Here is a 14,070-nt window from a genome sequence, read left to right on the forward strand (position 1 = left end):
CGCTCCCGCCTGCCCGCACCAGCCCCCGAGAAGCCGGAGATCCCGCCATGGTCGACTACACCCGCCCGAGCTCCCCGCCCCCCGGCGGTGGCCCCGTCAGCACGAGCAAGGTGACGCTCACCAAGAGCGCGCCGTCGGTCTCGCTCACCAAGGGCCGCGGCGCCGGTGGGCAGATGCGGGTGAACCTCAACTGGGAGTCCGGTCGGCGCGGGCTGTTCTCCAAGGGGTCGGCCGTCGACCTCGACCTGGGCTGCCTGTGGGAGACCGCCGACGGCAGCAAGGGCGTCGTGCAGGCGCTGGGCAACGCCTTCGGCGCGCTCGACCGCCCGCCCTACGTGCTCCTCGACGGCGACGACCGCTCGGGGGCGAAGTCCGGCGGCGAGAACCTGCTGGTCAACCTCGACCACCTCGACCAGATCCGCCGCGTGCTGGTCTTCGCCTACATCTACGAGGGCGCGCCCAACTGGGCCGCAGCCAACGGCGTCGTCACGCTGTACCCGCAGGGGGCCGCGCCGATCGAGGTGCGCCTCGACGAGCACGCGCAGGGCGCCCGCTCCTGCGCCATCGCGCTGCTGACCAACCAGGGCGGCTCGCTGACGGTGCAGCGCGAGATCCGGTACCTGCCCGGGGTCCAGCGCGACCTCGACGGCGCCTACGGCTGGGGCCTCAACTGGACGAGCGGGCGCAAGTGACCGCCCCCGCGCTCCCCGCCTGAACGGCCGCGCAGTGGTCCACGTCCTCACCCGGGGCGGCAACGTCGGCCTCGCCCAGGCCGGCCTGACCGGCCCCGTCGTCGTCACGCTCACCTGGACGCCGGCTCCCGGCGTCGACGCCGACCTCTCGGCGTTCCTCACCACCGCCGCGGGGAAGGTCCGCAGCGACGCCGACTTCGTCTTCTACAACCAGCCCAGCGGCGCCGGCGGAGCGGTGCGCCACCTCGGCAAGACCGCCCGCGGCGGCGCGACCGTCGACCAGGTCCGCATCGACCCCGCCGCGCTGCCCGCCGACGTCGAGAAGGTCGTCATCGGCGCCTCCCTCGACGGCGCGGGCACCTTCGGCGCGCTGTCCGGGCTCGCCGTCGAGGTGGGTCCCGACGGGGGCGGGGCGGCGATCCGCTGCGAGCTCGCCGCCGGTGCCGAGACCGCGCTCGTCTTCGCCGAGGTCTACCGGCGCGGCCCGGAGTGGAAGGTGCGCGCCGTCGGGCAGGGTTTCACGAACGGCCTGGCCGGCATGGCCACCGACGTGGGCGTGAGCGTGGACGACGAGCCCGCGCCCGCCGCGCCGCCCCAGCCCCGGCCCGCGGCCCAGGCCCGGCCCGCGGCCGCGCCGGTGAGCATGGAGAAGCGCCGCCTCGTCGACCTCGAGAAGAAGCTCGCGACCTCCGCGCCGCAGATGCTCAGCCTGGTCAAGACCGCCGGTGTCAGCCTGGAGAAGCGCGGCCTGGGCGAGCACACCGCCCGCGTGGCGCTGGTCCTCGACATCTCCGGGTCGATGGCCGCGCTCTACCGCGCCGGCGCCGTGCAGCGGCTGGCCGAGCGGGTCCTCGCCCTGGGGTTGCGCTTCGACGACGACGGCGTCGTCGACGTGTTCCTCTTCGGCAAGGACGTGCACCGCCCCGAGCCCGGACTGCGCCTGGAGGGCCACCAGCAGTACATCGCCGACCTCGCGCGGCAGTACCCGCTGGAGTACGACACCCGCTACGGCGCGGCGATGGCCGCCGTCCGGCAGGCCTACTTCGGCGACAGCCGCGAGCGCGTGGAGCCCCAGCCGGCGCAGGTGCCGGTCTACGTCATGTTCCTGACCGACGGCGCCCCGAGCGACAAGGCCGTGGCGACCAGGCAGATCAGGTCGGCCTCGTTCGAGCCGGTGTTCTGGCAGTTCATGGGCATCGGCCCGGAGCGGCAGTTCAGCTACCTGCAGCGACTCGACGACCTCGAGGGCCGTTACACCGACAACGCCGACTTCTTCGCCGTCTCCCAGGACGACCTGATGGGCCGCCGGCCCATCAGCGACGACGCGCTGTTCGACCGGCTCATGACCGAGTACCCCGGCTGGCTCCGGCGGGCGCGCGCCCAGGGCCTGCTCCGGTGAGTCCCCAGCAGGAGGGAACGACCGTGCGCCACTTCTCGTACCTGACCGACGACGAGCGCGAGCGGCTGTTCGCCGTCCCGCCCGGGGAGGTCGGCCCGGCGACGTCGCGCGGCATGCTCGCCCTCGCCCTCGGCGCGACCCTCTACAGCCCCGGCACCCGCCCGGCGCTGGACGCCGACGCCGCCCGCGCGGCCACCGTCGGGGCCACCAGTGTGGTCTGGTGCCTGGAGGACGCCATCCCGCACGCGGCGGTCCCCGACGCCGAGGTCAACGTCGTCGCGGCGCTGCAGCGCATCTCCGCGCGCGCGGCCGCCGGGGAGCAGCCGGCGCTGCCGCTGCTGTTCGTCCGGGTGCGCTCCGCCGAGCAGATCCGCTCGATCGCGGTGGCCGCCGGGCCGGCGCTCGCCTGGCTCACCGGCTTCAGCCTGCCCAAGGCCACCGGCGCCACGCTCGCGCCGATGCTGGAGGCCATCGCCGAGGTGGGCTCGGCGACCGGGCAGCCGCTGTACGGCATGCCGATCCTGGAGACGGCCGACCTCGCCTGGCGGGAGACCCGCGCCGACGCGCTGGCCGACCTCGCCGCGGTGGTCGACGCACACCGGGAGTCGGTGCTGTGCCTGCGGGTGGGCGGCACCGACCTGTCGGGGCTGTTCGGCCTGCGGCGGGACCGCGACACCACGATCTGGGACGTCGCCGTCGTACGCGACTGCCTCGCCGACGTGGTCAACCGGTTCACCCGCGGCGGCGACCAGGTGGTCACCGGCGCGGTGTGGGAGCACATCCCCGGCCCCCGGCTCTTCAAGCCGCAGCTGCGCTCGACGCCGTTCAGCGACCAGCGCGAGGGCGGGCTGCGGCAGCGGATGATCGCCGGCGACCTCGACGGGCTGATCCGCGAGGTGACGCTGGACAAGGCCAACGGCCTGCTCGGCAAGACCGTCATCCACCCGGCGCACGTCTCGGTGGTCAACGCGCTGCTCACCGTCTCGCGCTCGGAGTACGACGACGCGCTCGAGATCCTCACGGCCCGCGGCCGGGGCGGCATCGCGGTGTCCACGAACGGCCGGATGAACGAGATCGGTCCGCACGCGCTGTGGGCGGAGCTGATCAGCCGCCGCGCCGCCGTCTTCGGCGTCGTCGCCGACGAGGCCGCGCTGGTCGACCTGCTCTCCACCGGGCAGCGCCGGCTGGCCGACGTCTTCGCCGGCGGGGAGGCGCAGCGCGCGTGACCGCGACCGTCTCCGGTGCCGTCGACCTCGGCGGCACCGTCTCCGGCCTGCTCGAGGTCGACGTCGCCTCGCGCGACCGGTTCGCGCAGCTGTGCGGGCTGGCGCTGCGGGACAACCCGCGCCGCGCCCACCTGGTCGTCTCGCGCGTGCTGGGCAAGCACGTGCCGGTCGCGCCGGGCGCCGTCCTCGGCGCCGGGGCCGCGGTGGGCGAGGCCGTCGCCGCGATCCTGGGCGGCATCCCCGGCGACGAGGCGCCCGGCCTGGTGATCGGCTACTGCGAGACGGCGACCGGCCTCGGGCACGCCGCCGCCGACCGGCTCGGTGCCGCCTACCTGCACACCACCCGGCGGCTGCACCCCGGCGTGCCGGTGGCCGCGGCCTTCGAGGAGGAGCACTCGCACGCCGTGGCGCACGCGCTGCAGCCGGCCGGCGCGGTGCGGCTCGACGCGCCGGGACCGCTGGTCCTGGTCGACGACGAGCTCACCAGCGGCCGCACGGCGCTCAACACCGTCGCCGAGCTGCACGCCCGCTGGCCGCGGGAGCGCTACGTCGTCGCCACGCTGCTCGACGCGCGCACCCCGGCCGCCCGGGCGGCGTTCGCCGAGCGCGCGGACGCGCTGGGCGTGCGGGTCGACGTCGCCGCGGTGCTCGCCACGGAGCTGACGCTGCCGGCCGGCGTCCTCGACCGGGCCGCGGCCGCCCGCGCCGCGCTGCCCGCCGCCGCGCCGCCGCCCTCCGGCGCGCCGGGGTCCGTGGTGGCGCACGAGGGCCTGTGGCCCGCCGGGGTCCCCACCACCGCCCGGCACGGCCTGACCCCGGCCGGGAGCGCCCGCCTCGCCGGCGCCGCCGACGCCGTCGCCGCCTCCCTCGCGCCGGCCCTGGCCGGCAGCCGCGGGGTCCTCGTACTCGGCACCGAGGAGCTCATGCACGCGCCCACCGTCGTCGGCGCGCGCCTGGCCGGGCGGCTGCCCGGTGTCCCCGTCACCACCCAGTCGACCACCCGGAGCCCCGTGCACGCCGCCGACGACCCCGGCTACGCCCTGCGCCGCAGCCTGGCCTTCCCCGCGCCCGACGACCCCGCCCGTGTCTCGCGCGTGCACAACCTCGCCGACCCCGCCGCCCTCCCGGCGACCGGCCCCTGGTCGGACCTGCGCGCCGACGACGTCGTCGTCGTGGTGGACGCCCCCGCCGCCGACGCCGCACCGATGGCCGAGGCGCTGCGGCCCTTCGCCGCCCGCGCGGTGCACCTGGTGACCGTGCCGGTCGCGGAGCCGGTCGCGTGACCGCGCTCGGTGCCCGCCTGGCCCCCGCCGTCCCCGGCCGGTTCGGCTCCTACGCGCCCGAGGAGGTGACCTGGCTGCTCACCGACCTGTCGTCGGTCGCGCTCGAGCGCGGCACCGAGGACCGCGAGGAGGCCATCCAGTCGGGCACCCACTACTCGGAGATGCTGCCGGTCGAGTACCAGCCCGACGAGGACTACCTGGCGCTGTTCACCGCCGCGCTCGAGCAGTCCGCCGGCCGGCTCGCCGACGCCGTCGCCCGCGTCGGCGAGCTGGTGTGGGACGCCGCGGCCGCGCACGGGCAGACGCCGGTCCTGGTGTCGCTGGCCCGCGCCGGGACGCCGATCGGCGTGCTGCTGCGCCGCTGGTTCCTCGCCTCGCGCGGCGTGGCCGTGCCGCACTACACCGTCTCGATCATCCGCGGCCGCGGCATCGACGAGGTGGCGCTGGCGCACGTGCTGGACCGCCACCCGGCCGCGGCGCTGCGCTTCGTCGACGGGTGGACCGGCAAGGGCGCCATCCAGCGTCAGCTCACCGAGGCCGTCGCCGCCTGGACCGCCGCGCACCCGGACGACGCCGCCCTCGACGACCGGCTCGCCGTCCTCGCCGACCCCGGCGTCTGCACCGACCTCCACGGCACCCGCGACGACTTCCTCATCCCCAGCGCCTGCCTCAACAGCACGGTGTCCGGGCTGGTGTCCCGCACGGTCCTGCGGGAGGACCTCATCGGCCCGGGCATGTTCCACGGCGCGAAGTACTACGCCGAGCTCGCCGGCGCCGACGTCTCCGCGCTGTTCGTCGACACCGTCGCCGCCGCGTTCCCCGCCGTCCCCCCTGCCGACGACGTCCCCGCCGGCGAGCGGCGCCCGACGTGGGAGGGGTGGGCGGCGGTCGAGCGGATCGCCGCGGAGTTCGGCATCGCCGACGTCAACCTGGTCAAGCCGGGGGTGGGGGAGACGACGCGGGTGCTGCTGCGCCGGGTGCCCTGGCAGGTGCTGGTGCGGCCCGACCGCGCCGAGGACCTCCGCCACGTCGCCGCGCTCGCGCGGGCCCGCGGCGTGCCGCTGGTCGAGGTCCCCGACCTGCCGTACTCCTGCGTCGGGCTCATCCGGCCGGTGGGCCGGTGACCGCGGTCCTGGCGACGACGCCGCTCGCCGCCGTCGACCTCGACCGCACCCTCATCTACTCCGCCGCCGCGGCCGGGGGCGCGGAGGGCCTGCAGGTCGTGGAGCACCTCGACGGCGCGCCGCTGTCGCACGCCACCCCCGCGTCGTGGCGGCTGCTGGCCGAGCTGGCCGGGCGGGCGCTGGTCGTGCCGGTGACCACCCGCACCGTGGCGCAGTACGAGCGGGTCCGGCTGCCCGTCGTCCCCCGATACGCGCTGTGCGCCAACGGCGGCGTGCTGCTCGCCGACGGTGTCCGCGACCCCGACTGGGACGACTGGGCGGCGGCGACCGCGGCGCAGGCCGCTCCGCTGCCGGAGCTGCTCGCGCTGCTCGAGGCCGTGGCGGGCGAGCCGTGGGTGCGCACCGTCCGTGCCGCCGAGGGGCTCTTCTGCTACCTCGTCGCGCACGCGCGGGAGGCGATCCCGGCCGGCTGGCTGGCCGACACCGGCGCAGCCGTCACCGCCGCCGGGGCCACGCTGTCGGTGCAGGGCCGCAAGGTCTACGTCGTGCCGGCCGGGCTGTCGAAGGCCGCGGGACTGCTGCGGCTGCGCCGGCAGCTGACGGGGGAGGGGCCCGCGCCGCGGCTGCTGTGCGCCGGCGACAGCCTGCTCGACGCCCCGATGCTGCTCGCCGCCGACGACGCCGTCCGCCCCGCGCACGGCGAGCTGCACGAGCAGGGCTGGACCGGCGCGCGGGTCGCGGTCACCGCCGCCAGCGGCGCGGCCGCCGGTGAGGAGATCGTGCGCTGGCTGCTCGACCGCGTCGGCTAGTCGGCCCGCGCGGTCCGCACCAGCCGGTCGAGGGCGTCCTCGATCGCCTGCGCCTCGCGCAGCACCGCGCCCCAGTCGGGACGGCGGCCCCGCGCCGCCTCCTCCAGCGGGGGCAGCCGACGGGCGAGGTCCTCGAACGTGCGGCGGAAGCGCCGCGCGCGGTCCTCGGGCAGCCCGGCCAGGAACCGCCGGGCGTCGACGACGGCGCGCTGCACCTCGGTGAGCAGCGACCCGGGGTCCGCGGCGACGGCGTCCAGCCGCTCGAGCCGGCCGGTCGCGGAGCGCACCTCCTCGTCGACCCGGCCGGCCGCCGCCCGCACGCGGGCCAGGTGCGTCGCGGCCGCGGGGACGTCGAGCACCGGCGCGTCCAGGGCCGCCTGCAGCGCGGTCAGCGCCTCGTCGGCCTCGGCCAGCGCCTCGGCCGCCCGCTGCGGAGCGCGCTCGACGTCGGCCCACGCCGACAGCGGGTACCGGCGTCGCAGCTCGCTCATCACCGGCGTCAGCCGCTCGTGCCGGGTGCCCAGCGCCTCCCGGCGGGTGCGTACCGAGGCCGCGCCCCGGCGCACCTCGGCGGCCCGCTCCGGCAGCGCCCGCGCCCGCTCGGCGGCGGCCTCCGCGGCGTGCCGGCCCCGCTCGGCCGCGTCCAGCGCGGGCCCGGCCCGGCGGGCGGCCAGCTCGCCGGCGGCGCCGGCGGCGAGGCGGTCGGCGTCGGCCAGGGCGGCGTCGAGGCCCGGGTCGGCCAGCCCCGCGGCGGCCGCCGCGTCGAGCGCGGCGCGGGCCGCGGCGGTCGTCTCCCGCGCGGCGGACACCGAGCGGGCGGCCATCGCCCGGGCCCGCGCGGCGGCCGCGAGCACCTCGCCGTACTGCTCGCGGAAGCGCACCACCTGGCCGTGCACCTCGCGCAGCGCGGTGGCCGCCGCACCCAGCGCGGTGGCCGCCGCCCGCGCGCGGCCGGGGTCGGCGTCCGCCGCCGCGTCGTGGTTGGAAAGCGCCTGCAGATAGTGTCCAATCACCGTGTCGGCGTGGGTCGAGAGATCCCGCCAGTCACGGGTCAACGAGTCGGGGGCGGAGATGCGGTGCTGAGCCCCTCTCCCGCCCACCCGCCCGCGGTCCCGTCCGCCCGGGCTGCCGCCGGCCTCCTCGGCCGCGGCCACCGCGTCCGGCAGGTCGGCCAGCGCGGCGTCCAGCTCCAGCATCGCCGCGGCGGCGGCCTCGCGCGCCGCGGTGGCCTCCCGCCGGGGCGCCTCACGGTCGCGGCGCCACCACGGGGTGCCGACCGGTCCGCTCACGGCCGCCTCCCGTCGCGGTGGCCCGCGTCCGGCGGGGCGGTCCGGCGCCTCCGCGGCCCGGCGGCCTGTGGATACCACGCCGGGGCGCCCTCCGTGGGAGCGGGCGGTCGGTGCCGCCCCGACCGCTGAGCCCGTCCCGCCCGTCGCCCGTCCGGGCCACGGCGGGAACGTCTGCCCTGCCGGATCCGTTGGACGCTCGGCCCGCCTCCCGGCCGATCCGGCTCGGTCCTCTGTGCCGTATTCGTCGCCGCCTCGTCCGTCAGGCGTCGGAAAGGAAAACCTGATGCTCCGCTACTTCGGCTTCTCCGTCGGTCTGACGGTGGCCGCGCTCGTCACCGCCGTGTTCTTCGGCGGACCGGCCGCCCTGCTGGCCGTGGCCGTCCTCGGCGTCCTCGAGGTCTGTCTCTCCTTCGACAACGCCGTGGTCAACGCCAAGGTGCTGCGCCGGATGAGCCCGCTCTGGCGGAAGCTGTTCCTCTACGTCGGCATCTTCATCGCCGTGTTCGGCATGCGGCTGCTGCTGCCGATCGTGCTGGTCTCGGTGACCGCCCAGCTGTCGATCCCCGAGGTCTGGGACCTCGCGCTGACCGACCAGGAGGCCTACGGCGAGAACGTCGAGGCCGCGGCCGAGGCCATCTACACCTTCGGCGGCATCTTCCTGCTGATGATCTTCCTGAACTTCCTCTTCGACGAGGAGCGCGAGATCCACTGGCTGTCCTGGCTGGAGAAGCCGCTGGCCAAGGCCGGCAAGCTGCCCTACCTCGCGATCGTCATCACCTTGGCCGTCATCTACGTCGGCTCGCAGATCGCCGACCCGGAGAAGTACGCCACGGTGCTCGTCTCCGGCCTGGCCGGCCTGTTCACCTACCTGCTGATCGGCGGCCTCAACGAGCTGATGGAGGCCCCGGAGACCGACGACGAGGACGACGTCACCGCGACCGGGCAGTCGACCACGGGCGGCAACGCGGCCGGGACGGCGACCAAGGCCGTGGCCGGCGCCGGTGCCGCCGCGTTCCTCTACCTCGAGGTGCTCGACGCGTCGTTCTCCTTCGACGGCGTCATCGGCGCGTTCGCCATCAGCAGCGACATCTTCATCATCGCGCTGGGCCTGGGCATCGGCGCCTTCTGGGTCCGGTCGCTGACCATCTACATGGTCGACAAGGGCACGCTCGACGAGTACCGCTACCTCGAGCACGGCGCGATGTGGGCGATCGGCTTCCTGGCCGCGATCATGATCCTGGAGCTGCGGTTCCACATCAGCGAGTACGTCACCGGCCTCACCGGCCTGCTCTTCATCGTCGCCGCGGTGATCAGCAGCGTGATCGCCACCCGGCGTGAGCGGGCGCACGAGCCCGCGCCGGTCGAGAGCGAGCGCGACGAGGTCACCGCCGGCCGCCGCTGACGAGCCGGTCCGGCCGACGGTCCGACGGCCCCGGGGCACCCGCCCGGGGCCGTCGGCGCGTCCGGGGGAGGCCGCGGCGGGGCACCTACCGCAGGCCGGGGGCGCCGGATACGGTCCGGCCGGTCCCGTCCCCTGCACCGAGAGGCATCCGTGGCACAGCTCACCGCCCAGAAACGCGTCCTGCACGCCGACCTGCACGGGGACCGCATCCGGGCCGCCAGCGGCTCGATGGTCGCCTACGAGGGCAACGTCGACTTCAAGAACTCCGGGATGGGCGGGGGCGGCGGCATGCGCGCCGCGCTCAAGCGTGCCGTCGCCGGCGAGAGCATCTCGCTCATGGACTGCACGGGGCACGGCCGGGTGTACCTCGCCAAGGAGGCGATGGACGTCCTCGTCGTCGACCTCGGCGGCGACACGCTCACCGTGGAGAGCGAGCACATCCTCGCCCACACCGAGCACCTGCGCCTCGACGTGCAGTTCTCCGGCCTGCGCGGCGTCACCAGCGGCCAGGGGCTGGCCACCACGACGGTGACCGGCCAGGGCCAGGTGGCCATCGTGTCCGAGGGGCCGGTCATGGCCCTCGAGGTCGCGCCCGGCCAGGACCTCGTCGTCGACCCCGACGCCTACGTCGGGTCCCGCGGCCAGCTGTCGATGAACCTCGTCAGCGGCGTGTCCTGGAAGTCCCTCGTGGGCGAGGGCTCCGGCGAGCCCTTCTCCCTCCGCTTCACCGGGCACGGCCTGGTGCTCGTCCAGTCCTCGGAGCGCTGAGCGGTGTCGTTCGAGACGGTCAACAGCAAGGTCGTGCGCGCGCACGTCGGCCCGGCCAGCCCCGTGCTGGCCCGCCGCGGGGCGATGCTCGGCTACTCCGGCCAGGTCACCTTCCGCCCGGTGCACGGCCAGGGCCGCGGCATCGGCGGGATGGTCGGCGCGGCGATGTCGGGCGAGTCCAACCCGATGATGGCCACCGAGGGCACCGGCCAGGTCCTCTACGGCTACAAGGGCCTGCACGTCACCGTCCTGGAGCTCGACGGCAACGCCCCGCTCGTGTGCGAGGCCGACCGGCTGCTGGTCCACGACGCGAACCTGCAGACCAGCGTGCAGTTCCTCGGCTCCGGCGGCGTGAAGTCGGCGATCTCCGGCGCCATGACCGGGCAGGGGCTGTTCACCACCAACGTGCACGGCCGCGGCTCGGTGGCGCTGCTGTCGCACGGCGGCGCCTTCCCGTTGCAGCTCAACGGCACGCAGGTCGGCGTCGACCCGCAGGCCTACGTCGGGCACGTCGGCCAGCTCTCGGTCGACCTGGCGGCGAAGGTCGGCTTCCGCGACGTGGTCGGCCGGGGTTCCGGCGAGGCCTTCCAGTTGAAGATCAGCGGGTCCGGCACGGTGTACGTGCAGGCCAGCGAGCAGAAGTTCTGAGGACGGCGACGATGACCTACCCGCCGAACAACCCCTACGGCGGCGGCAACCCCTACGGCCAGCCGCAGCCCGGGTACGGCCAGCCCCAGCCCGGCTACGGCCAGCCCCAGCCCGGCTACGGGCAGCCGCAGCCCGGGTACGGGCAGCCGCAGCCCGGGTACGGGCAGCCCCAGCCCGGGTACGGCCAGCCGCAGCCGCCGTACGGCGGCCCCCCGCAGCCGCCGTACGGCGGCCCCCGCAGCCGTCGGCCCCGCCGGCCGGCGTGCCGACGACGCTGAACGTCCAGTCGCTGCCCGACGACGACAACGTCAACCCCTACGTCTTCTGCATCGCGCTCAACGGCGAGTGGTTCATGAGCAAGGGCGCGATGCTGGCGTACTACGGCAACGTCCAGTTCGACGCCGTCACCGAGTACTCGTCGGTGCAGGCCTGGGTGGCCGCCAAGTTCTCCAGCCCGGTCTACGTCCAGGACTGGGTGGTCGCCCGGGGGCACGGCAAGGTGCTCATCGGCGACCGCGGCTTCGACCTCAACGCCTACGACCTCGACGACGGCAACCTGACGATCAAGGCGAACAACCTCTGCGCGTTCTCCCCGGCGCTGGAGCTCAAGCAGTCGATCGTGCCCGGGTTCGTCACGCTCATCGGCACGGGCAAGTTCATCGCCTCGTCCAACGGGCCGGTGATCTTCGTCGAGCCGCCGTTCCGTGCCGACCCGGACGCGCTGCTCGGCTGGGCCGACTGCCCCTCGCCGTCGGTGCACCACGACGCGCAGTGGATGACGCAGAGCATGCTCGGCGCCCTCTCCGGGGCGCTGGGCCGCGCCTCGGGCGAGGAGCGGCAGTACGACTTCACCGGGACGGGCACGATCCTGCTGCAGTCCTCCGAGGTGGCCCGCGAGGACCCGGCGGTGCTGCGGCTGGTGGAGTCGCAGACCCAGCTGCTCACCAACGCCCAGGCCGGCAGCCTCGGCCAGCGGCTGGTCGCCCGCGCCCAGCAGCAGTCCTGACCGTCGCCCGGCCGGGCCCGTCACGGGACCCGGCCGGGTGACGACTGCACTACGCTGGGTATCTCATGCGGCCCGCCGACCTCGCCCTGCTCCGGACCCCCGGGGTGCCGGCGGTCTCGCCGGACGGGCGCATGGCGGTGGTCGCCGTCGGCCGGCCCGACCTCGACGCCGACTGCTACCGCGGGCAGCTGTGGGCCGTGCCCACCGACGGCTCGGCGCCGGCCCGCCCGCTGACCTCCGGCGCCCGCGACTCCGCCCCGGCCTTCTCCCCGGACGGCCGCTGGCTGGCCTACCTGTCGGCCGCCGACGGCGGGCACCCGCAGCTGCACGTGCTGCCCACCGCGGGCGGGGCGCCCCGCCGGCTCACCGACGCCCCGCTGGGGGCCGGCGCTCCGGTGTGGTCACCGGACTCCCGCCGGCTGGCCTTCGTGGCCCGCGTCCCGGAGGCCGGCCGCTACGGCACGGCCGAGGGGGTGCCGCCGGAGGCCGAGCCGCCGCGGCTGGTCACCCGGCTGCGGCACCGCGTCGACGACGTCGGGTACACCGCCGACCGGCCCAGCTGCGTGTTCGTCCTCGACCTGCCCGCCGACCCGTTCGACGACACCGCCGAGCTCCCGCAGGCGCGCCAGGTGACCGACGGCCGTGGCGAGGACACCGACGTCGCCTGGTCGCCCGACGGCCGGACGCTGGCCTTCGTCTCCGCCCGGCACGCCCGTGCCGACCGCGACCTGGTGCGCGACGTCTGGCTGGTGCCGGTGACCGGGGGCGAGCCGCGGCGGGTCACCCGCGGCCGCGGCGAGTGCCGGCTGCCGGCGTTCGACCCGGCCGGTGCGGCCCTCTACGTCACGGCCCGTCCCGACCTCGGCCCCGACGGCCTCGACGTCGCCGCGCGGGGCCTGACCCTGTGCCGGGTGCCGGTCGCCGGCGGCCCGCTGCAGCCGGTGCTCGACCCGCGGGAGCACCACCGCGGCGACGACACCCCGGCGACGGTGCTGGCCGGGGGAGCGGCGCTGGTCGGCGTCGAGCGGCGCGGGTCGGTGGCGCTGCTGCGGGTGCCCCTCGACGGCGGCACGCCCGAGACGCTGGTCGACGGGCCGTTCACGGTGCGCGGGTTCGGCACCGGCGGCGGGGTCGTCGTCGCCACCGTCGCGCACGACCGGTCGGCGGGGGAGCTGGTGGCCCTGACGCCCGGGCGGCGGCGGCTGCTCACCGGCTTCGGGTCCGCGCTCGGGGCCACCGGACGGCTGCACCGCAGCACCGAGCGCACCGCCGTCGCGCCCGACGGCACGCGGGTGCACGGCTGGGTCACCGTGCCCGAGGGCCCCGGCCCCCACCCGGTGCTGCTGACCGTGCACGGCGGGCCGTTCACCCAGTACGGCTGGTCGCTGCTCGACGAGACGCAGGTGTACGTGTCGGCCGGCTACGCCGTGGTGCAGTGCAACCCGCGCGGGTCGTCGGGCTACGGGGAGGAGCACGCCCGCGCCGTCGTCGGTGCGTGGGGCGAGCGGGACGCCGACGACGTCCTGGCCTTCCTCGACGCCGCGCTCGCCGACCCCGCGCTCGACGCCGACCGGGTGGGCGTCCACGGCGGCTCCTACGGCGGCTTCCTCACCGCGCTGCTGCTCACCCGCACCGACCGCTTCGCCGCCGCCGTCGTGGAACGGGCGGTGACCGACCCGGTCTCCTTCGCGGGCTCCAGCGACATCGGCTGGTGGTACGCCGCCGCCTACATGGGGCCCGACCCGGTGAGCCCCCTGGCGGAGGCGGCGAGGATCCGGACGCCCACCCTCGTCGTGCACTCCGAGCAGGACGAGCGCTGCCCGGTCGAGCAGGGCCGCCGGCTGTTCGTGGCGCTGCAGCAGCGCGGCGTGCCCAGTGCGCTGCTGCTCTTCCCGGGTGAGGGCCACGAGCTGTCCCGTTCCGGCCGCCCCCGGCACCGGCTGGCCCGCTTCGAGCACCTGCTCGCGTGGTGGGACCGCTGGCTGCCCGTCGAGGTTCAGGCGAGCCGCAGCCGCGCGCCCTCGGCGGACACCACGAGCCGCCCGTCCATCCGCGTGCAGGGGAAGACCGCCACGTGGCCGGAGCCGGGCACCGGCAGCCCGCCGTCGATCTCGTAGCGGGAGTTGGTCACCTTGCGGCGGGTGGCGGCCGGGTCGTCGGGGCCCGCGGGCGGCGCGTCGGGCCGCAGCAGGACGACGACCTCGGTGCAGCCCGCGGGCCAGGTCCAGCGCAGCCGGTCGCCGGCGAGGGCCAGGCCGGTGACCGGCGGCAGGGCCGCGGCCCCGGGAGGTGCCGCCGTGGGGGGTGCGGCCGCGGGGGAGGCGACCTCCGGGGAGGCGACGCCCAGCCGGGAGGCGACCACGACGTAGCCGGCGACCGGGCCGTGGCCGCCGTCCTCCAGCGCCGTGGTGGCGGTCGACCCGA

13 protein-coding genes are annotated in these 14,070 nt (G+C 76.3%); 12 read left to right on the forward strand and 1 reads right to left on the reverse strand.

Annotated elements, in window-relative coordinates:
* Positions 1-47 precede the first annotated feature (47 nt).
* From JD79_RS14230 to JD79_RS14250, 6 genes are read left to right on the forward strand one after another with little or no spacing between them, the layout of a single operon-like run.
* Positions 48-692: a TerD family protein gene (locus JD79_RS14230; protein ID WP_110006050.1), complete on the forward strand. Its 645-nt coding sequence runs from the start codon at positions 48-50 to the stop codon at positions 690-692.
* Between the two features lie 34 nt (positions 693-726).
* On the forward strand, positions 727-2,091 hold the full coding sequence (locus tag JD79_RS14235) for a VWA domain-containing protein (RefSeq protein WP_110006051.1): 1,365 nt from the start codon (positions 727-729) through the stop codon (positions 2,089-2,091).
* A 23-nt stretch (positions 2,092-2,114) separates the two neighbouring features.
* On the forward strand, positions 2,115-3,317 hold the full coding sequence (locus JD79_RS14240) for an HpcH/HpaI aldolase/citrate lyase family protein (RefSeq protein ID WP_110006052.1): 1,203 nt from the start codon (positions 2,115-2,117) through the stop codon (positions 3,315-3,317).
* Positions 3,314-4,600 carry a phosphoribosyltransferase domain-containing protein gene (locus tag JD79_RS23085; protein ID WP_211307978.1) on the forward strand — a complete coding sequence of 429 codons (1,287 nt, stop codon included), beginning with the start codon at positions 3,314-3,316 and terminating at the stop codon, positions 4,598-4,600. Before JD79_RS14240 ends, JD79_RS23085 begins: the two co-directional genes overlap by 4 nt.
* Positions 4,597-5,724 (forward strand): cysteine protease StiP family protein, encoded by a 1,128-nt coding sequence (locus tag JD79_RS23090; protein WP_211307979.1) that lies wholly within the window; start codon positions 4,597-4,599, stop codon positions 5,722-5,724. Before JD79_RS23085 ends, JD79_RS23090 begins: the two co-directional genes overlap by 4 nt.
* Positions 5,721-6,533 (forward strand): HAD family hydrolase, encoded by an 813-nt coding sequence (locus JD79_RS14250; RefSeq protein ID WP_211307980.1) that lies wholly within the window; start codon positions 5,721-5,723, stop codon positions 6,531-6,533. The genes JD79_RS23090 and JD79_RS14250 overlap by 4 nt, the downstream gene beginning before the upstream one ends.
* On the opposite strand, the gene JD79_RS14255 is transcribed toward JD79_RS14250, so the two are convergent.
* On the reverse strand, positions 6,530-7,822 hold the full coding sequence (locus JD79_RS14255; RefSeq protein WP_110006053.1) for a hypothetical protein: 1,293 nt from the start codon (positions 7,820-7,822) through the stop codon (positions 6,530-6,532). The genes JD79_RS14250 and JD79_RS14255 overlap by 4 nt on opposite strands.
* A 283-nt stretch (positions 7,823-8,105) precedes the next feature.
* On the opposite strand from JD79_RS14255, the gene JD79_RS14260 reads away from it, so the two are divergent.
* From JD79_RS14260 to JD79_RS14285, 6 genes are all read left to right on the forward strand, one after another.
* Positions 8,106-9,224 carry a DUF475 domain-containing protein gene (locus tag JD79_RS14260; RefSeq protein ID WP_211307981.1) on the forward strand — a complete coding sequence of 373 codons (1,119 nt, stop codon included), beginning with the start codon at positions 8,106-8,108 and terminating at the stop codon, positions 9,222-9,224.
* A 150-nt stretch (positions 9,225-9,374) separates the two neighbouring features.
* Positions 9,375-9,992, forward strand: a complete 618-nt coding sequence (locus JD79_RS14265; protein ID WP_110006054.1) for an AIM24 family protein — start codon at positions 9,375-9,377, stop codon at positions 9,990-9,992.
* Between the two features lie 3 nt (positions 9,993-9,995).
* Positions 9,996-10,640, forward strand: a complete 645-nt coding sequence (locus tag JD79_RS14270) for an AIM24 family protein (RefSeq protein WP_110006055.1) — start codon at positions 9,996-9,998, stop codon at positions 10,638-10,640.
* Positions 10,641-10,651: 11 nt separating this feature from the next.
* Positions 10,652-10,918, forward strand: a complete 267-nt coding sequence (locus JD79_RS14275; RefSeq protein WP_211307982.1) for a hypothetical protein — start codon at positions 10,652-10,654, stop codon at positions 10,916-10,918.
* Positions 10,903-11,646: an AIM24 family protein gene (locus tag JD79_RS14280; protein ID WP_211307983.1), complete on the forward strand. Its 744-nt coding sequence runs from the start codon at positions 10,903-10,905 to the stop codon at positions 11,644-11,646. Before JD79_RS14275 ends, JD79_RS14280 begins: the two co-directional genes overlap by 16 nt.
* 65 nt (positions 11,647-11,711) lie before the next feature.
* Complete coding sequence (locus JD79_RS14285) at positions 11,712-13,763, forward strand: S9 family peptidase (RefSeq protein ID WP_146220453.1); 2,052 nt, start codon at positions 11,712-11,714, stop codon at positions 13,761-13,763.
* The last annotated feature ends 307 nt before the right edge of the window (positions 13,764-14,070 follow it).

Origin of the sequence: Geodermatophilus normandii (assembly GCF_003182485.1) — a bacterium.
Lineage (GTDB): Bacteria > Actinomycetota > Actinomycetes > Mycobacteriales > Geodermatophilaceae > Geodermatophilus > Geodermatophilus normandii.